The 19879-nt window shown below is 60.7% G+C and carries 14 protein-coding genes; 7 read left to right on the top strand and 7 right to left on the bottom strand.

Features of this window, described 5'->3' with window-relative positions; translation table 11 throughout:
* Positions 1 to 483 precede the first annotated feature (483 nt).
* Complete coding sequence (gene tmaR, locus G5137_RS18225; RefSeq protein ID WP_005336024.1) at positions 484 to 801, top strand: PTS system regulator TmaR; 318 nt, start codon at positions 484 to 486, stop codon at positions 799 to 801.
* Positions 802 to 1009: 208 nt separating this feature from the next.
* Positions 1010 to 4093 (top strand): transglycosylase domain-containing protein, encoded by a 3084-nt coding sequence (locus G5137_RS18220; RefSeq protein ID WP_346198312.1) that lies wholly within the window; start codon positions 1010 to 1012, stop codon positions 4091 to 4093.
* A 111-nt stretch (positions 4094 to 4204) separates the two neighbouring features.
* On the opposite strand, the gene yidA is transcribed toward G5137_RS18220, so the two are convergent.
* From yidA to G5137_RS18200, 4 genes are all read right to left on the bottom strand, one after another.
* On the bottom strand, positions 4205 to 5014 hold the full coding sequence (gene yidA / locus G5137_RS18215) for a sugar-phosphatase (RefSeq protein WP_421255765.1): 810 nt from the start codon (positions 5012 to 5014) through the stop codon (positions 4205 to 4207).
* 114 nt (positions 5015 to 5128) lie between these two features.
* A complete protein-coding gene (locus G5137_RS18210; protein WP_021231653.1) occupies positions 5129 to 6796 on the bottom strand; it encodes a DUF342 domain-containing protein in 1668 nt (555 codons plus the stop codon).
* A gap of 255 nt (positions 6797 to 7051) precedes the next feature.
* The gene (locus G5137_RS18205) at positions 7052 to 8200 is read right to left on the bottom strand and encodes a competence/damage-inducible protein A (RefSeq protein WP_421255764.1); all 1149 of its coding nucleotides are present in this window, start codon (positions 8198 to 8200) and stop codon (positions 7052 to 7054) included.
* Positions 8201 to 8253: 53 nt separating this feature from the next.
* Entirely contained in the window at positions 8254 to 9492 is a 1239-nt protein-coding gene (locus tag G5137_RS18200) for an HD-GYP domain-containing protein (RefSeq protein ID WP_421255767.1), read from the bottom strand.
* 144 nt (positions 9493 to 9636) lie between these two features.
* Between G5137_RS18200 and metA the strand changes: the two genes are divergently transcribed.
* Entirely contained in the window at positions 9637 to 10584 is a 948-nt protein-coding gene (gene metA / locus G5137_RS18195) for a homoserine O-acetyltransferase MetA (RefSeq protein ID WP_042053667.1), read from the top strand.
* Here the strand turns inward: metA and G5137_RS18190 are convergent, their stop codons facing one another.
* A complete protein-coding gene (locus G5137_RS18190; protein WP_040067125.1) occupies positions 10585 to 11103 on the bottom strand; it encodes a cyclin-dependent kinase inhibitor 3 family protein in 519 nt (172 codons plus the stop codon).
* Positions 11104 to 11246: 143 nt separating this feature from the next.
* Between G5137_RS18190 and G5137_RS18185 the strand changes: the two genes are divergently transcribed.
* On the top strand, positions 11247 to 11717 hold the full coding sequence (locus tag G5137_RS18185; RefSeq protein WP_005336001.1) for an Lrp/AsnC family transcriptional regulator: 471 nt from the start codon (positions 11247 to 11249) through the stop codon (positions 11715 to 11717).
* A 91-nt stretch (positions 11718 to 11808) separates the two neighbouring features.
* On the opposite strand, the gene G5137_RS18180 is transcribed toward G5137_RS18185, so the two are convergent.
* The gene (locus tag G5137_RS18180; RefSeq protein WP_421255763.1) at positions 11809 to 13773 is read right to left on the bottom strand and encodes an LTA synthase family protein; all 1965 of its coding nucleotides are present in this window, start codon (positions 13771 to 13773) and stop codon (positions 11809 to 11811) included.
* Between the two features lie 259 nt (positions 13774 to 14032).
* On the opposite strand from G5137_RS18180, the gene G5137_RS18175 reads away from it, so the two are divergent.
* The 3 genes from G5137_RS18175 (at position 14033) to G5137_RS18165 (ending at position 18241) form a co-directional block, all read left to right on the top strand.
* On the top strand, positions 14033 to 14290 hold the full coding sequence (locus G5137_RS18175; RefSeq protein WP_005335997.1) for a DUF2442 domain-containing protein: 258 nt from the start codon (positions 14033 to 14035) through the stop codon (positions 14288 to 14290).
* 245 nt (positions 14291 to 14535) lie between these two features.
* The gene (locus tag G5137_RS18170; protein WP_421255762.1) at positions 14536 to 16503 is read left to right on the top strand and encodes a TonB-dependent copper receptor; all 1968 of its coding nucleotides are present in this window, start codon (positions 14536 to 14538) and stop codon (positions 16501 to 16503) included.
* 109 nt (positions 16504 to 16612) lie between these two features.
* Positions 16613 to 18241, top strand: coding sequence for an alpha-amylase family glycosyl hydrolase (locus G5137_RS18165; RefSeq protein WP_421254249.1), 1629 nt, complete (start codon positions 16613 to 16615; stop codon positions 18239 to 18241).
* A gap of 83 nt (positions 18242 to 18324) precedes the next feature.
* Here G5137_RS18165 and G5137_RS18160 read toward each other — a convergent pair whose 3' ends face one another.
* Entirely contained in the window at positions 18325 to 19764 is a 1440-nt protein-coding gene (locus tag G5137_RS18160) for a RimK family protein (RefSeq protein ID WP_421255761.1), read from the bottom strand.
* Between the last annotated feature and the right edge of the window lie 115 nt (positions 19765 to 19879).

Below are 19879 nucleotides of genomic sequence, written 5' to 3'. Positions count from 1 at the left end.
TAGTTCAGTCGGTTAGAATACCGGCCTGTCACGCCGGGGGTCGCGGGTTCGAGTCCCGTCCGCTCCGCCACTAATTTAAAGGCCTTCCCAGATGGGAAGGCCTTTTTGCTATGGGCGGTTTTTGCCCATAAGTCCCACTGGTTTGCACACCAGAACCAACACAAAGCCCAGTCTTACGACCGCGCGTTGGTGTTTTTAGCGTGTTAAACAGCCTGTATTAGCATTTATCTGCAGGAAGAGAACTAAAAATCCTGTCATTTCCTCCATTTTCTATCTATATCAAGCCCTTATCTGATGGATTACTGGCTATTTTAACTGGTTTACTTTTGGCCAAACTCTGTTCATGGCGCGCGATTAGGGTTGTATCTCGCTTATAACTCGGTAGAGTAAGGGCATCTTGAGTTTGCCTGTCCCGCGCCGAGTTTGCCGGGTTCCAGGTGTAACTTGGCCAGTTTTTATCAACCTTAAGTCAGTGGTATCGATATGGAACAAGTAAACAAGTCCACCTTCAGCGATGTACTGGAATATGTGCGTATGTCCCGTCGCCAGAACAAACTCAAGCGTGAAATTGCGGATAACGAGAAAAAGATCCGTGACAACCAGAAGCGCGTGCTGCTGCTCGACAACCTGAGCGACTACATCAAGCCGGGCATGAGTATTGATGATGTGCAGGCGATCATCGCCAACATGCGTGCCGACTATGAAGAGCGCGTGGATGACCACATCATCAAGAACGCCGAGCTTTCCAAAGAGCGTAAAGAGCTGAGCACCAAACTGAAGGGCATGAGCTCTCACAAGTAAGCGTTCAGCTTTTGCTTAAAAGACACCGGCCACTGGCCGGTGTTTTGTTATCAGCTCTGATCTCTGCCACTCCTGCAACAATCGGCTCCCCTTTTTAGAATTGCCCTGTTACCATCACTACAAAGCGGTCAATAGTTTCAAGCCATTGACTTGAAAAGACTAAGCTTGAGTGAAACACAATAAATTGCGCAACCATGGTGGGGCTGATATGGGCGCATCAGAACAGACGGATTTGACACAAGTGGCATCTCAAGATTCATCTGTCCAGACCTCGGACGGGAACCCAAAGCGCAAGCGCCGTCCCTGGTGGCGTTGGCTGTTCTGTTTTCTCTTTTTATTGTGCCTGGGGGCGGTGATCGCTCTGGTTGGCTATGAGATGAAAACCTCGAAGCTGCAATCTCAGGAGATATCCCGTTATGCCGCCAAGCTCACCTATCAGGTCGAGCCTGGCCAGAGCAAGCAGATCGCATTCCCTGAGGATGGCCCGTTCGACAAGCGGCTCGGCTATGTGCAACTGCCGATGATGCAGGAGCGTTTGCTTCAGCGGGGCTATGAAGTCAGCAAGCAGGTGCATTTCTCCGACGCGCTCTATGACTACGCCAGTCGTGGCTTCTTCGTGCCCTATACCGAGAAGGTGCAGGCTGGCCTGACGTTGCACGATTGCCGCGCAGAACCTTTCTATCAATTCAAGTATCCGACCCATCACTATCCGGATTTTGACTCAATTCCGCCGCTCGTCATCCAGTCGCTGCTGTTTATCGAGAACCGCGACTTGCTGAGCAACGAAGAGCCGTTGGCCAACCCGGCGGTCGACTGGCCCCGTTTTGCCAAGGCCGCGCTCTCTCAAGTGGGCAAGGCGCTCGATATGCAGGATCAATCTGCCGGTGGCAGTACCCTGGCGACCCAGGTGGAGAAGTATCGTCACTCGCCGGATGGCCTGACCCTGTCGCCGACCGAGAAGATCCGTCAGATGGCCTCTGCCAGCGTGCGTGCCTATCGTCTCGGGCCGGAAACCCTCGAAGCGCGCAAGCTGGTCGCCTGGGCCTACCTCAACTCGGTACCGCTCTCGGCTGCGCCGGGATATGGTGAGGTGCATGGTTTGGGGGATGGTCTCTGGGTCTGGTTTGGTGCCAATGTCGATGACGTGAACCGTCTGCTGGACCCCGCCCGCAACCAGAACGCACCGCTGGCCGAACAGGGACTTGCCCTGCGTCAGGTTGTCTCTTTGATGATTGCGCACCGCCGTCCCTCTTACTATCTGGCTCAGGGGCGAGAGGCGCTGGCTACCCTGACCGACAGCTACCTGCGCCTGTTTGTGCAGGAGGGGATGATCACGCCACCTCTGATGGAGGCGGCGCTCAAGGCCAAGATTACGTTCCGGGACTTCCTGCAGTCCCCGGCTATCACCCGGGTGAACAATAACAAGGGGTTGCAGGTTGCCCGTACTCGCCTGAGCCGTCAGCTCGGGGTGCAGCTCTATGACCTTGACCGGATGGATCTGACCGCCGATACCAGCCTCAACATGCCGCTGCAGAACGAAATCTCCCGTTATCTGCAGCAGTTGGCCGACCCGACGTTTGCCGCTCAGGTGGGACTGTTTGGTGAGCGCCTGCTCTCGCCGGAGAAGACCGGCGATGTGCGCTACAGCTTCACCCTGTTCGAGAAGTCGCCGGATGGGTTCAAGGTGCGGGTACAGACCGACAACACCGATCAGCCGTTCGATATCAACGAAGGCTCCAAGCTGGAGTTGGGCTCAACCGCCAAGTTGCGGGTACTGACTACCTATCTGGAGATCGTGGCCGAGCTGCACGACAACTATGCCGGGATGCCGGTCGAGAATCTGCGCAAGCTGGCTGCCGTCTCTCAGGACAACCTCAGCCGCTGGGCTATCTCCTATCTGATGACGGCTCAGGACAAGAGCCTGCCTGTGATGCTGGAAGCGGCGCTGGATCGCAAATACTCCGCCAGCCCCAACGAAGGGTTCTTTACCGGTGGTGGCATGCACACCTTCAACAACTTCCGCCGCGAGGATAACAATCGTATTCCGACGTTGCGTGACTCTCTGCGTGAGTCGATTAACTTGCCCTTTGTGCGGCTGATGCGCGATATCGTGCGCTACAGCCTCTACAAGGAGGGCAACCGTGCCCAGTTGCTGAAGGATGACAAGGATCCCCGTCGTCAGGAGTATCTGGCCAAATTTGCCGACAAAGAGGGCCAGACCTATCTGCTGCGCTTCTGGCGCAAATATCGCGGCAAGACCCCCGAGGAGCAGCTCGATACCTTCCTCGACGGTCTCAAGCCGAGTGCGGTACGTCTGGCGGCGGTTCACCGCTACCTGATGCCGGAAGCCAGCGAAGCGGCTTTTGCTGCCTTCCTGGCGGAACGGTTGCCGCGGGAGAAGCTGAGTGCGAAACGGGTCAATCAGCTCTATGTGAGCTATGGACCGGGCAAGTATTCACTGCCGGATCAAGGCTACATCGCCCGGGTTCACCCGCTGGAGCTGTGGTTGCTGGCCTATCTCAAGGAGTTCGACAAGGCCACCTTTGCCGACGCGGTGGCGGCCAGTCGTGACGAGCGGCAAGAGGTCTACAGCTGGCTGTTCAAGACCCGTCATCGCAGTGCCCGTGACAGCCGGATCCGCACCATGCTGGAGGTTGAAGCCTTCCTCGATATCCATCAGCGCTGGGCCAAGCTGGGTTATCCGTTTGATCATCTGGTGCCTTCGCTGGCGACCGCGTTGGGTAGCTCCGGCGATCGTCCGGCTGCACTGGCCGAGCTGATGGGGATTATCCAGAATGGCGGTGTCCGCTCGCCAACCTTGCGTATCGAGCATCTCTCGTTCGCCAAGGGGACGCCCTTCGAGACCGAGTTTGAGCCGCAGCACACCGAGGGTACCCGGGTGATGCCAGCAGAGGTGGCGGCCGCCCTGCGCAGTGCGCTTTCCAAGGTGGTTGAAGGGGGCACGGCAAGACGTATCGCCGGTGCCTTTACCCTGCCGGATGGCACTGTGCTGCAGATGGGGGGCAAGACCGGGACCGGGGATAACCGGATTGAAACCGTGGGTCGTTATGGCAACGTGACCAGCTCGCTGGCGCGCAACCGCACAGCGACCTTCGTTTTCTATCTGGGTGAGGATCACTTCGGTACTCTGACCGCCTATGTACCGGGTAGCCAGTCTGACAAGTTCCGCTTCACCTCGGCGCTGCCGGTGCAGGTGCTCAAGGGGATGGCTCCCCTGCTGACGCCTTACCTGCAACCGGGCTCCCATACCCAGTGTCTGGCGAACCAGTGATGCGCACGAATTACCGCTCATCACGCAGATAACTAACCAGAGAAAAAACGGGGAGGCTGACAGCCTCCCCGTTTTTATTTCCTCATCGGGCGCAGCGGCGCTCGATTGCGATCAGGCGTTCAGTACGAACTGTTCGATCACCTGAGCTACACCATCTTCATCGTTGCGGGCGGTGGTGTGCTGGGCGAGAGCCTTGATCTCGTCGGTGGCATTGCCCATCGCAACCCCGAGGCCTGCGTATTCGATCATGTGGCGATCGTTGCCCGCATCCCCGACGCAGATCACCTGAGCGGCGGTTAGGCCCAGGTGCTCGGCCAGTGCGGCGACGCCGGTTCCCTTGTTGCTCTGCTTGTTCATGAATTCGAGGAAAAAGGGGGCGCTCTGTACCACGGTATAGCGCTCATAGAGCTCAGCAGGCAGTCGCTCGATGGCGCGGGAGAGCTGGGGCGGCTCGTCGATCATCATCACCTTCATGATCTGCTCGTCGGCAGGCAGGGTAGCGAAGTCGATCAGATTGATCGGCATGCCGATCAGGCGGGATTCGTGCTCGGTGTAGGTGCTGACACGGGGACTGATCAGGCCCTGGGTGACTGAGAAACCGTGGACGTTCACTTCCAGCTCATCAGCCAGTTTGGAGACGGCGCTGGCGTCACTGCCGGTCAGCAGCTGGCTGCGGATGATGCGCTGATCGGCCACCTGTTGCACCAGGGCGCCGTTGTAGCAGATGACGTAGTCATGCTCTGTGGTGAGGCCGAGCTCTTCCAGATAGCGGCTCATCCCTTCCAGCGGGCGGCCGGAGGCCAGCACAACGGTTACCCCTTTGGCGCGCGCGGCGCTGATGGCGGCGTGGGTGCGGGGAGTAATCTGGCCCTGCGGGTTGAGCAGGGTGCCATCCATATCCAATGCGATCAGCTTGTACATCTCTCACTACCTGAGTCTGGGTGGCCCGCCCGGTGGGGCCAAGGAAGTGGCGAGTGTAGCGAAAATCGGCGGCGGGATCACGGCCGGTTCAGCGATAGGGCCGTGCCGGTTGAGCTATTTGTGTCCCTCGTAAGGGGTCATCTCCAGGGTTTCATCATGGATGGTCAGACGGGTAGGGCCTCGGGTGATGGTAACCTTGCGTTTGAAGCTGGCCATCTCGACCTCGATGCCGGAGTAGAGGTGTTGGGTGGCAATGACCTCCATCTGAGCCATCAAGTTTCGCAGCTCCTCCTGGTTGGCGGTGAGCTGCTCATCGAGCTGGGCCAGTTCGGCCAGCTGATGGTCCCGGATCGGTTTGAGCTTGCGCAGGGTATCCGGATTGCGCTTGTCGCCGGGCAGTTGCAGCAACTTCATGACCAGCTCCTTGATTTTCTCCAGCTGGGCCTGACACGCCTGCTGGCGCAGCTTGAGCTGGTGTTCCTGCTCCTTGTGGGTGAAGTAGCCGCCGAGGATCTGCAGCCGGGTATGGTTGGCGGCCTCGGCCCCCAGGCTGGGGGCCATGATCAGGCGATTGGCAATGCTGGTGCCCCCCAGCAGAGTGCCTTTGCGCATGTTGCTATCGCCTACCTTGATATCTTGTCCGCTGCGGGAGTAGCAGTGGCTGAGCTGGCTCTGGATCTGGATATCCCCCCCCGCTTCCAGCTGGGCATACTGGGCGTAGCTGGCGTGGATCTCCCCCTGCGCATTGAGTTGGCAAAGGTACTCTCCCTGCTCGTTGCGGCGGCCAATGATGCCGTGGCGTACCGTAATGCTGCCCCCTGCCTCGATCCAGCCCCCTTCGATAAAGCCGCCAATCACGATGTCACCGCTGACCCGGATCTTCATGCCCGGGTTGACGTCGCCGCTGACGATTAAGCCCCCTTCAAAATCAATATGGCCGTGGCGGGCATCCACCTGTTTTACGCTGAGCACCTCGTCCACCTTCATGCCTGCTTTCTCCTGACAGGGCAGGCCAGCCCGACCGGCAATCAGCAGGTCGGGATCGTCGGGGGAGATAAAGGTACCCTCGCCAGCACTCATCGGACTGTCTTTGCCATCCTTGGCTGGTAGGTCCTGACCGGTTACGGTAAAACCGGGCACCCCGACGGTGGCCGGATGACGGCGCATCAGCGGAGCGCCGGCCTTGACGGTGACGATGGAGCCGAGATCCCGCAGGTCGACCTTGCCATGACCCAACTCCTGCGGTTTGAGGATCCGTTCGGCCGGGGTCTCCACCAGCCGCTCATAGCGAGTGTCCTGACCATTGACGGCTGGCTGGCCGTTGGCAATCACCAGCTTGAGCTGACTGCCGGGGGCGGCCTCCTTGGCCGACTGGATGGCAGCGGTGAGCAGTTGCTCACTCACCCCCTGTTTGATTTCGCTGATGGCGATCGCCTCTTTCAGCTGTTCCAGCGTCACATACTTGCCCCCCCAGTCGGCAGTGATCTGGGCGATGGCGCTCATGCGATCCTTCTCCACTATTACGGCGAGTCGGGCATCCTGACGCTTGCCGACAGGGATGGGGTTGGCGGGGACGGGGGCGGCAGGGTTGGTGAGCAGGGTGTTGAGCAGGCTGATGGCCTGTTTGATCCCCTCGGGCAGCGGCTGATAGCGGCGACAGTTGGAAGCGAGCAGCAGAGCCTGCACATCCTGTTCCGTGACAGGTTTGGTGAGACCGGCGGCAATCCGCAGGCAGACCAGTTCCATATCGCTTGATAGCAGCAACCACTCTTTGCTTAACACCGCATCTCCTTGCTGGATGAGAACGGAGCGATCGGCTCGCTCCTCTACTGTCATTTAATCTCTCAATGATTAATAAAGCGAGTCGCCAACCCTGAGAGTGGGCAGTATTCAGATATTTCCTCTGAATGGTCAATGAATTGAAGTCAAATCGGTGATGGCGGCCAGATAAATGTGGGCGCTGTTTGGAAACGGAGTGAAAAGACGGATCGCAGCGCCAGCGACATAGAGTCGCTGGCAGGGGAATGGCGGTTCTTATCAGCTGCGCTGGGCTGTTCTGGCCAGGGTGAGGTAATCGCCGAGTACCGGCTCACCCAGCATATGGCGGCGCAGCATGTCTAGGGCGGCAAAGGCGAGGATCTTGCGGCGGCTCTCCGGGTCGGGGTGGCTGACCTTGACCGTCTGACCGACGTGTTTTCCATCGGCGCTGAGCAGCAGTGGCACCCCCTCTGGCCCTTTTCGCCCTATGGTCAGTTGCAGGCCCGCATCGGCGGTCGGCAGTTGCGCCAGCTCATCGGCCAGTTGTGTACTGAAGTTGGCCTCCAGCCGGGGATGGCCGTGACAAAGTGCCAGCAGAGCGCCGCCACTCTCTCCCTCCAGCAGAGCCAGCGGTTTACCTTGCAGCAGCGCGAGGATCTGCTGCGCCGGTTCCGTATCTCCGCTGCCAACCAGCCAGGGGCGGATCGTATCCAGCAGTCGGCGCTCGGCACCCTCCATGTCAGCGGTACTGGCGCCGTGGCCGATCAGTTTCAGCTCGATAAGGGGCATGGAGGAGCGGTAACCCAGCTCAATACCAGCTGGCCAGGGGTCGGCATCCAGCATATCGCTGAGCGCCGACTCCGAGACACCGAAGGTGTAAAAGCGACGCAGCTCGGTATCGATCTGTGCCCCGGCCAGCTGTTTGAGGCGCGGCAGAATTTGCTCGCGTACCATCTGCTTGAATTCGAACGGCACGCCCGGGGTGAAGAAGAGCTGGCTCTGGCCACTTCGCACCACAAAGCCGCAGGCGGTGCCAACCGGGTTGTCGAGGAGCTCGCACCCCTGTGGCAGCCATGCCTGTTTGGCATTGCTTTGTGCCATGGGGCGGCCACGGCTGGCGTAGCGCGCTTCGATGGTAGCGAGCCAGTCGGGGAAGAGGGTGAGCGGTTGGTCAAAGGCCTCGGCTGCCGCCTGAGCGGTGAGGTCGTCGGCGGTGGGCCCGAGCCCGCCACACACCAGCACCACCTCGGCGCGGCTGGCACTCTCTTGCAGCACCGTTTTCAGGTCAGCGAGGTTGTCACCCACCGTCAGGCGACGGCGCACCTGCCACCCCTGTTCCAGCAGCAGAGCGCTGAGCCAGGCCGCGTTGGTATCCACCACCAGACCCGTCACTATTTCGTCTCCGGTACTGATGATCTCGATACGCATGGCGGGCTCCTTGGGTGAAACGGGTGACTACGGTTGGCCTCGGGCCAAGACAATCAGGATTTGTTGTGCTCGAAGTAGTAACTGATCCGGGTACGCGGATTGAGGTACTCGAACACGGCGGGCGGCAGCCGTTTGGGGTGGATCACCTTGGCGATCGACAGTTCGGCCTGCTGCAGGTCGATGATGGCGGCTTCCTGACGGGGAATGCGCGGATCGTAGACCAGCACCGAGGGGTAGAGCAGGCGGGAAGCGTTGACCGACATTACCAGCCCCACCTGACCGTTGGAGAGTTGCACCACGCTGCCGGGGGGATAGATCCCCATCAACCGGATCAGCATGCTGAGGTACTCCGGATTGAACTGGGCCTTGCGCTGCTTGTAGAGGCCGCTCAGGGCCGAGTAGGGCACCTTGGCCTGCATGTGGCAGAGGTTATCGTACTCGTTGATCAGCGACACCATCTGGGTGAGCTGATCGAGCTGGCCGCCCTTGAGCCCTTCCGGCCCGCTGCCATCGAGATATTCGTGGTGGTGCAGCACGATCCCCTTCGCTTCCGACGGGAAATCCTTGGCCAGATTGAGCAGATCCAGCCCGTAGCGCGGGTGCTGGGCCATCAGGTTCTGCTCCGGCCTGGTGAGCGGCTCGGTCTTGCGCAGGATCTGGCTCGGGATCTTCAGTTTGCCGATGTCGTGGAACAGGGCCCCCATACCGATATGGCGGATCTGGTCGGCCGACATGTTGCACTCCTTGGCCAGCAGCATGCTGAGCACGCTGACGTTGAGGGAGTGGAAGTAGAGGTTGTTGCCATCCTCGCTGTCGGAGACCAGGTGCAGCACCATCTCGTCCACCGAGAGCAGCTGTTCTGTCATGGCGTTGACCAGCTCCTGCGCCTCGCCGATGGCATTGAGGGGGCGGGACTGGATCTTGCTCATCACGCTGCGCACCTGGGCCAGCGACTGCTGAAACTGTTTCTCGCACTGCTGCAGGTTGCGACGATACTGCTGCAACTGCTCGATGCGGCGGTCCTTCTCCTGCTGCATCTGAGCCTGGCGCTGGGCGGCGTCTGCGCTCTCTTGTGGTTGAGGCTGTACCTGATTGAGGGGCTTGGGCGGAACGTCGCTCTTGTCGGGAATGATGGTGACCAGTTTCAGGCCGAGACGGCGGATCAGCTCGATCTCTTCTTCACTTTTGATCTTGAAGCTGGAAAACAGGAACGGGTGTTCGCGCCACCCCAGTGGCAGGGATACATAGTTGCCGACTTGCAGTCGATCTACGGAAATCTTGATACCGGTCATTATCTTGGAAGCAGGAGACACACTGAGCCGTATGCTAGTCAAAGGCGGGGGTGAATACAAAAGGTATCTGATGACAGGGCTAGAGCTTTATTATAGGCTTCTGGATGTCCAGACATATTTACCGATGCAGTACAGGGAGTAAGCATGCCGATCAAGATCCCGGATCAGTTACCCGCCGCCGAAGTGCTGGGGCAGGAGAACATCTTCGTGATGACGGAATCCCGGGCCGTCACCCAGAACATCCGCCCGCTGCGGGTGCTCATCCTCAACCTGATGCCAAAGAAGATTGAGACCGAGATCCAGCTGATGCGGATGCTCTCCAACTCGCCGCTGCAGGTGGATGTGGATCTGCTGCGCATCGATGACAGGGAGTCAAAGAACACGCCGCAGGCCCATCTGGAGAACTTCTATCACGACTTCGAGCAGGTGCGTGGCAACAACTACGACGGCATGATCATCACAGGGGCGCCGCTCGGGCTGGTGGAGTTCGAGGAGGTGGTCTACTGGCCGCGCATCGTCGAGATCATCGAGTGGTCCCATCAGCATGTCACCTCCACCCTGTTCCTCTGCTGGGCGGTGCAGGCGGCGCTGAAAGCCTTGTATGGTATGGAGAAGCAGACCCACGGCGAGAAGCTCTCCGGGGTTTATCGCCACCATCGCCTCGATGAGCACGAGCCGCTGCTGCGCGGTTTTGATGACGAGTTTGTGGCGCCCCACTCCCGCTATGCGGCATTTGATGGCGATCTGATCCGCGCCCAGACCGACTTGCAGATTTTTGCCGAGTCAGAAGAGGCGGGGGTCTATCTGGCGGCGACCAAGGATTGTCGTCAGGTGTTTGTCACCGGGCACCCGGAGTACGATGCCCTGACGCTGGACGGGGAGTATCAGCGGGATCTGGCGGCGGGGCTCGACCCAGCCATTCCGGTCAACTACTACCCGAATAACGATCCGAGCCGGACGCCGCGCGCCAGCTGGCGCAGCCACGGTCATCTGCTGTTTGCCAACTGGCTCAACTACTACGTTTATCAGCTCACCAGCTATCGGGTGGAAGATATCGGCAAGGTCTTTACCTACGACCAGGGAGGCAAGTAGTCAGTCGCCCTGCGCCAGCCGCTCGGCCAGCTGGTCGAGCCACTGGCGGTGGCAGGCCAGGGTAAATGCCTTGGGTCTGTGGGCCTTGATGGCGGCCATCGCCTCTTGCTGTGGCTGGCCGAGGGTCATCAGCAGCGCGGCGGCGACCAGACCGGTACGACCGCTGCCCCCTTTGCAGTGGATGACCAGATGTTTGCCATCCCCCAGCAGCTCGCGCAGCTGCGGCAGCGCCTGTTGCCAGGCAGCCTCGAAGTCGGTGTCGGGGGCCAGATCATCCTCGATGGGCAGATGGAACCAGCGCATCCCTTCGTGCTCGACCTGCTGGCCGAGCTGCGCCAGTTCGAGTCGGATCAACTCGGCGCTCGTCATCAGGGTCACTACTCCGTGGGCACCGGCCAACCGCAGTTGATCGAGCGCCAGGGTCAGCGGCACCTGCTGGGTGCCGGGGCAGGGGGTCAGCAGCAGCTGACCGTCGACACGGGGAACCTCAAGGCTCCAGAAGGGGTGATACGGGTGCATGGCGGATCCTCGCGTGGTGGCCGCAGGGCTGCGACCGGTGAATGGCGCCAAGGATAGGCGGGGCAGGGGGGATGTCAATGGCCGTTGTGTTTGCCCCGGTTTACGGGCAGAGTCTAAAAAATTGAGCGGTTCAAGGAGTTAAGATGAGAAACCTGGATCAACTGGATTTGGATATCCTGGCCCATCTGTTTCGGGATGCGGGCATGACCAACAAGGATCTGGCCGCGCTGGTCGGTGTTGCCCCCTCCACCTGTCTGGAGCGGGTGCGCAAGCTGCAGCAGGATGGCGTGCTCAAGGGAGCGCACTGCGAAGTGGATTATCAGGCCCTCGGTGGTCACATTCAGGCCATGGTCTCCCTGCAGCTGGCCCGCCACAGCCGTCAGATCATCGATGCCTTCCGCGATGCCATTCTGGCGCTGCCCGAAGTGATCAGTCTGTTCCACATGGGGGGCAAGGATGATTTTCTGGTGCACCTCTGTGTCTCCGATACCGAGCACCTGCGCAACTTCGTCTTTGACCACTTCACCTCCCGCGAAGAGGTGGTGCACCTCGAAACCTCGCTGGTATTCGAGCACAAGTTCAGCCGCTCCCTGCCCTGCTTTCCCCAGCCATAACGGCCTGCGGGCTGACAGTATGAATAGAAGGAAAAAACCGCCAGCTGGCGGTTTTTTCCATTCTGCTATCGGCTGAATCAGCACGGGCGGCTCAATTGGCGGCGGTGCGTTCATCCTTGGCCGTCTGATAGAGACTCTTCTGATAGGCCATGCTGCCCCACAGGGCAAGACCAAGGGCATCCTCTTTCAAAGCGTCCGGCTGCGCCGCCAGTGTCAGCTTCTCGCTGGCATTGTCGTAGACATAGCCCTCTGCCGCCCGCTCCGGTTGCAGGATCACCACATCCTTGCCGCGCATCAGGGCGAAGTTCTTGTCGTACTGCATGATGGCGCGCCCCGGCCAGTCGGTGGGCATGCGCGTCAGATCCTTGCCGAGCATGGGGTAGTCGGCACTGATCCCCATCAGGGAGAGCAGGGTCGGTGCCATGTCGATCTGGCTGACGATGCGCGGATCCTTTCTCGGCGCAATACCGTCGCCCACGATAACCCCCGGAATATGGAAGCGGGGAATGGGCACCAGACTGGCGCCACTGACCCGGCTGTCGTGATCGGCGATGACCAGGAACAGGGTGTCCTGCCAGTATTCGGACTGTTTCGCCCTCTTGAAGAATTCGCCGATGGCGTAATCCGCATACTTGGCCGCGTTGTTGCGGGTCTGTTTGGGTTGTTCGAACAGTTCGATGCGCTTGTCCGGGAATTCGAACGGATCGTGATTGCTGGAGCTGAACACCAGACTGAAGAAGGGTTTACCCTCCTTGTGCAACGCCTTGAAGGTCTCGTCGGCCTTGGCCATCAGATCCTCGTCGGAGGCCCCCCATGACCCTTTGAACACCGGATTGTCGAAATCCTTCTGCTCGACGATGGTGGTGAAGCCATTGCCGAGGAAGAAGCTGCGCATGTTGTCGAAGTGACTCTCGCCGCCATAAATAAAGCTGGTGTCGTAACCCCGCTGTTTGAGCAGATCCGCGATGGTGAAGAAGTTGGTCTGGCTCTTGCCGAGTTTGACCACCGACTGTGCCGGGGTTGGCGTGAAGCCGGTCAGTACTGCCTCGATACCACGCACCGAGCGGGTGCCGGTGGCGTAGAGCTGCTCGAAGGCCCAGCCCTGCTGCGACAGGGCATCGATGTTGGGGGTGAGCGGCAGGCCACCGAGGGAGCCGACAAACTGGGCACCCAGACTCTCCTGCAGCAGGATCACCAGATTCTTCGGTTTACCCTGGAAGCTCGCCTGGTTGAAGGTCTGGCTGGGCAGCAGCTCGGAGTTGAAATCACTGGCCGGACGGCCACTCTCCTTGCGCATGACTTCGAGCACCTTCTGCTCCGTCATCTCGCCGTAAAACTGGCCGGCATCCTCCTCGGCGCCCATCTGCTTGATGGCAAAGAAGAGGGAGTAGGCGGAGTTGACGGTGAGCGAGTTGACCAGCGGATCTTCGGCAAAGGCGACCATGGCCGGGTTCAGGGCGCGGTGGCCGAGACTGGAGCGGGCACCGAGAAAACCTATGGCCAGAATGAGCAGGGCGAAGGCCGGACGCAGATACCAGCGGGGGAAGCCGATGCCACGCACCAGACGGCCGCTCAACCACCAACCGCCGGTCAGCACGGCGCCACTGAAGAGTACAGCCAGCAGCAGCTCGGCTTTGCGGCCCGCCCACAGCATGGCGAACACCTCTTTCGGATAGATGAGGTACTCCACATAGAGACGGTTGGGACGCACGCCATACTCGGTGACAAACGAGGGGGTGGAGATCTCGAGGAACAGCATCAGCCAGAGTCCGACGGTCAGCCAGACGCGCATCAGTTGCAGCCAGCCTCGGCCGATGGCATGGGGGCCTGCCAACAGCAGAGTGAGCATGGCGGGGACACCCCAGACCCAGCAGAGGGTCGCAAAGTCGACCCGGATCCCTTGCAGCAGCATCTCCTGCCAACCGGCCACGGCATCGACCCGTTCCAGTTGCCAGAGACCGAGGGCGATTCGGCTGAAAGAGAGAGAGAAAAGCGCGAGCGCGCAGAAGACGGCGAAGGGCCAGAACGGGCCGAGTCGCTGTTTTAGAGTTGTCATGTTTGTTCCTGAATGAGACTGTAAACGTCTGTCCACAGACGTTTTTTTAGTTGTTGTGAGGTTATGACAGATCGAATTGGTTAAGGTTGCATTCAAGTTTGTTAAAAGTCGGCATTAACACATTTATCATCTAAAAATGTGATGTCGCGCCACTAATGAGCACAGCATAATCTGCTGGGTAAAATGTGAGCCACAGCGTGTATGGATGGAGCGCTGGTGTTTATAATTGCCGCGAATTATCTCAATCGGAGCCGAAGGGATGCCGGTCTTTATCGATGTCGAGTATGTGCGGGGGTGGCGCCTGTTTCTGGTGTTATCGGATGGCACCACGGGGGTGCTGGATCTGACCCCCTGGCGAACCCAGCCGCTATTTGCAAAGCTGGAGAGCGAGCGTCACTGCGCCCGGGTCTTCATCAACCGTCACCACCAGCTGGAGTGGCCTGTTGGCTGCACGCTATCCGCTCATGAGGTCTATCACCTCATCTCTCCCATCGATGAGCGGGAAGCCTTCAGCTAATCCCCATTTTTTGTGAGCCAACGCCAGATTCCTGTTACTGGAATGTTTGCCCGTTTGCCTTTCTGAGCCAACTTGGGTAAAACCTGCGCAACATTTTGCCAACTTGCTTTCGCTTCATCTGACAGAGGCTTGCCGCTTTCGCGCCGCAGGCCTTTTTTGCGGCCAGATGGCAAACCTTTCCCTTACCGAAAGGTTTGGTTGGTTGAATGAAAATAACAAAACAAACAAATACATAAGGAAAATGTATGGCTTGTCATATGCGCACACCCCTTGCCCTGCTGGTGGGTGGGCTCGCCTGTCACGGCGCTACCGGTCAGGAATCGGTGCAACAGCTGGATCCCATGGTGGTGGTGGCAACCCGCCCCGCCAGCACACTTGAAGTGATACTGGATCCCAAGAAGCCCGGTTCCCCCATGCCCGCTGCCGACGGTGCCGGTTATCTGAAGAATGTCACCGGCATGAGCATGGTGCGCAAAGGGGGGCTCGGTGGCGACCCTGTGCTGCGGGGGATGGGGATGTCCCGCCTCAACGTGCAGATGGATGGCGGCATGCTGGCCGGTGGCTGTGGTGGCCGGATGGACCCGCCCACGGCCTATGTGTTCCCCCAATCCTTTGACCGGATCCGGGTACTGAAGGGGCCGCAATCCCTGGAGCAGGGGGCCACCCTGGCGGGAACCGTGCTGTTCGAGCGGGACAGGCCCGAGTTCACCGCACCGGGTCTCAAGGCCGATGCCTCGGCCCTCTTTGGCAGCTTCGGCCGCGATGACCAGATGGTCGATATGACGGCGGGCTCGACCGACGGTTATCTGCGCGGTCAGTTCACCCACTCCGACAGCGACGATTACCGCGATGGTCACGGTAACAAGGTGCGATCTTTCTATCGCCGCGAGAACGGCACTGTCCAGTTGGGCTGGACGCCGGGGGAGCACACCTGGCTGGAACTCACCGCCGAGCGCAGCAACGCCCGCGCCGCCTATGCGGATCGCACCATGGATGGCCCCATGCTTGATCGCGAATCCTTCGGGCTGAAGCTGAAGCAGGAGCAGATCACCACTCACTGGCAGCGCAGCGAGCTGACCCTGTGGGACAACTACATAGACCACATCATGGACAACTTCAGCCTGCGGCAAAACAGCGGCATGAAGATGCTCTCCAACCCGGATCGCCGCAATACCGGCGGGCGCTGGGCCAACGACATCGCTCTGCCAGCCGACTGGTTGCTGACCGCCGGGCTCGACAGCAACCGGGATCAGCACCGCAGTCGGAGTGGGGTCGACTATGCCACCAAGGATCGCCAGCGCACCCTGCGTTTCGAGCAGCAGGGCGGCTTCGCCGAACTGGGTCGTCAGCAGGGGGCTCACAGCTACAAGGGCGGTTACCGTCAGGATAGGGTCGAGACCACCCGCTATGGCGCCGGTGAACAGACCCTCTACAGTGATACCCTGAGTCTTAACAGCGGGTTTGGCCGCTACGAATATCAGTGGTCGCCCCGTTGGTCCAGCTATCTGGCCTGGGGGCAGGCAGAGCGGGCGCCGGACTACTGGGAGCGCAGCAAGGACAGTACCCCGTTCACCCTCAACCCGGAGCGCAGTCGCCAGTGGGATGCGGGGTTGGCTTTGCGCAGTCGCGAGCTGGACCTGACCCTCTCCCTCTTTAGCGCCGATATCAAGGACTACCTGCTCTACAACAGCAAGTCGAACAAGGTGCGCAATATCGATGCCCAGACCCGGGGTGGCGAGCTGGAGGGGCGCTGGCAGTTTGCCGAGCAGTGGCGTCTCGATGGTGGTTTGGCGGTGGTCTATGGCGAAAACCAGAGCGACAACAAGCCGCTGGCCCAGATGCCGCCGCTTGATGGCAAGCTGGCGTTGGGCTGGCAGCCGGACGAGGCGCTGAGCTTTACCCTGCTGGGGCGCGCGGTGGCGGCGCAGGATCGGGTAGATCTCTGGTCCGGTACCGTTGCGGGTCAGGATCAGGGTGAGACTCCGGGCTTCTTCACCATGAACCTGAGCGGCGCCTGGCAGTTTGCCAAAGGGTGGCAACTCTCGGCCGGGGTAGACAACCTGTTCGACACCTTCTACTACGAGCACCTCTCCAAGTCGGTACATGCCAGTCAGGCAGGGCTGGGCTACGAGCAGAGCGGCCGTATCCCCGAGCCGGGTCGTTCCTACTGGCTCTCGTTCAACTACCGGTTTGCCTCGGCAGGGGTGCTCTAACCAGTTGAGTCAGATAACGTTTTCAGTCACAGACACCGCTGTGTGAGCCTCGCTATCATGGTGGAAAACAGGCGTATCAGACGCCTGCTCTCACAGCGGGAATATAACAATGAAACAGGGAACGTTACGCTATGGCGGCCTGCTCGGGGCCGCCCTGTTACTTGCGGCTTGCGGCGGCAGCGGTAGTTCAGGCGGGGAGAGCTCTCCCCCCGTAGTCAATCCGCCGGTCACCCACCCTCCGGTCGCGACGGCCAGTCGTGCCTGCTATGGCGACGATCAACCCGCCTGCAACCTGCGCATCTATCAGGTGATGGTGGAGTCGTTTGCCGATGGTGACGGCAGCGCCAACTACGGCGTCGGCTATGGCCCCTCCCAGCACAACGGCGATCTGCAGGGGATCATCGATAGCCTCGACCACATCAAGAATCTCAACGTCAACGCCATCTGGCTCACCCCGGTGTTCGACTCCTGCGCGGGGCAAGGCGGTGATAACAAGCTCGATGCCACCGGCTACTTCGCCTGCGACTTTTTCACCGTGGACCCCAACTTTGGCAGCAATGCCAAGCTCAAGCAGCTGGTGGACGGGGCGCACCAGCGTGGCCTCTATGTCTTCCTCGACGGGGTGTTTGGCCACGTCAACAAGGTGGGGGTGAGCAAGCCCTCGCCAGAGGGGCGTCTGCCAGCCCTCACCAGCGGCGGTGCGGGTTATCCCGGCCAGCTGGTGGATTACAGCAAGCCGGAGAGCCTCGCCTACTTCAAGGAGGTAGCCCGCTACTGGGTAGAGCAGTACGGCATCGACGGCTGGCGCCTCGATCAGGCCTATCAGCTTGGGCTGGATGATTGGCGCGCTATTCGCAGCGAGGTGGAGCAGGCCAGCGCGGCGCGCAAGGCGGCCGGTCAGCAGTGGGGCACCCTTGGCTACATGGTGGGTGAGGTGTGGAAGGGGGCTGACGATATTCGCGCCCAGGCTTACGGCAGCAGCGACAATCCGGCGCTCTCCTCGGCCTTTGACTTCCCGTTGCGCTACGGCATCGTGCAGGCGCTGGCGGTGGAGGAGTCCGGCAAGGGCGGGCAGGGGGCCAGCGTGCTCGACGCCAGCTGGAACAAGGTGGAGAACTACCCGAATCACGCCATGCCGAATCTGATGCTGGGCAACCACGATCTGGTGCGTTTTGGCGATCTGCTGGAACGCGGCAACTTCAAGTCGGCCGAGTACTGGCAGCGCCACAAGGCGGCCTTCAGCTTTATGGCGGCTCGCTCCGGCCCCATCACCTTCTACTATGGCGAGGAGTTTGGCGACGAGGTGCCGGGCTTTGCCGCCAAGGTTGGTGGTGACTGCGCAGCGCAGGGCTTGTGCGACGATCATGTGGCCCGCAGCGACGGCAAGGTGCCCGCTGTCACCGGCTTTGTGCCAAGTAGCGAACAGGCCGAGCTGAAAGAGTGGCTCGCCCAGCTACTGGCGATGCGGGCCGCCCACCCCGCTCTCTATCAGGGAGCGCGAGTCAAACTGGTGGCCGATGGCAGCCTCTATGGTGACATCAAGCAGACGGCGGGGGAGCAGATAGTCTACCTGCTCAACCTCTCCACCACGGCGCTCAGCTACAACCTGCCGGCGGGCAAACTGCGCAGCGGTAGCGCGCTGGTGGATCTGCAAAGCGGGGAGAGTCTGGCCATCGGCGGCAGCAGTGTGACGGTGGAGATACCGCCCTTGAGCGGGCGTTTCCTGCGTCTGCAATAAGTCAGCCACAGCACGCTTTGATATGAGAGAGGGCCCCATCGCGGGGCCCTCTCTGTCATTGTGAGCGACAAAGTCATGGCGGGTTATGCGGTGGTCTGGCCCCGGTTTTCCAGCCGCTGGCGGAAGGCGCGGGCCAGTCGCTCGTAGAGATCCTGCGCCTCCTTGTCTTCGATATCGCCTCGGATCCAGGGGTTGTCGACGATCTCCAGCAGCACGCAGTCACGCCCTTGCTGGCGCAAATCGAGCCCGTAGAGGCCATTGCCGAGCTGATGCACTGCGCGGCGGGCGGTCTGCAGCACCCGCTCCGGCACCTCGTTAAGCGGAAGCGCCTCGATGCGGCTCATGTCGAGGGGGTGCTTGCGGCGGCGAATGCGGTTGCCCGGTTCGGGCCGGTAGCGGCGGCAGGCGAACAGCGGCGAGCCATCGAGAAAGCCGATGCGCCAGTCGAACTCGGCGGGGATCCGGCTCTGCACCAAGAGCAGGGCGGAGCGGCCCAGCCCCTCGTCCAGCAGGCGGGCCAGCTGCTGCTCGTCGCTGGCCATGGCGAGATCGCGCCCCTGTGCCCCGTCGGGCACCTTCACCATCAGCGGCAGGCCGAGCCGCTGTACCAGCTCATCCACATGGTGGCGGCCGCGGCGGGTGACCACCATGGTGGGCGGCATGGGCACGCCGCTGCGCACCATCAGCTCGTAGAGATAGAGCTTGTTGCTGCAGGCGAGGATGGCGCGGGAGCTGTCGATCACCGGCATCTTGAGCTGTTCGGCGCGATGGGCAAATTCGAAGGTGTAGTGGCCGACTGCGGTTTCGGCACGCAGCCAGAGGGTGTCGAATTCCGGCAGCCGCTCGATGGCCGATGGTGGCAGGATCTCGGCCCGTATGCCTTGGACGGCGGCAGCCCGGACAAAGCGCTCCAGCGCCAGCCAGTCACTGCTGGCACGGCCGTCATCGGGATCCACCAGAATGGCGAGCTGATAGAGCGGCGCCGCCTGCTCCTCATCACCGGAGCCCACCAGCGCCTGGGCGTGGTGCAGCATCAACTCTTTCTCGCTTGGGCTCAGCTCCAGCGGCGACAGGCTCTGCTGCTGGCGCACCGACCAGCCGTGGCGGCCGCGCTTGAGGGTCAGCTCCTGCAGCGGTAGCTGGCTCAGGCCATAGTAGTAGCGGGCCAGCCCCGCCAGCTCGCTCTGTTCACACTGGCCGAAGATGGCGCGCACTCTAATCCGATCCTCGCTCTGCTGGGCCAGCCACCCTTGCGCCTTGCGCCACAGCTTGGCCGGTGGCTGCTGGGGTTGCAGTCGGCTGATGGCCTGCAGACCCGGCAGGCAGTGGTGGCCGCGTGCCTGGGCCAGCAGCGAGCAGTAGTAGCCTGCGCTCAGGTGTTCCAGATTGCGGCAGAGGTTGATGATGCGGGGTCGGCCGCCGGTGGTCGGCACGCCATGTTGCAGATAGGTGCGGGCGGTCAGCAGATAATCGGCATGGCAAGGCCAGTCGCCCAGTTCTTCGACGATGACATAGGTACTCATATTTTCGGCTCCACAGATCAGACTGCCTGAACAGGCAGGATCCCCAGTGGGCTTCGATGCACCGACAAGCACGACAATGGCGCGAGGGGAAACAAGAGGTTACAGTGCCTAATAT

It is taken from the genome of Aeromonas sp. 600282, assembly GCF_049175755.1.
GTDB classification, from domain to species: Bacteria; Pseudomonadota; Gammaproteobacteria; order Enterobacterales; family Aeromonadaceae; genus Aeromonas; species Aeromonas veronii_A.
The sequence above is the reverse complement of the archived record's forward strand: the minus strand, read 5'-3'. Positions and strand labels throughout refer to the sequence as shown.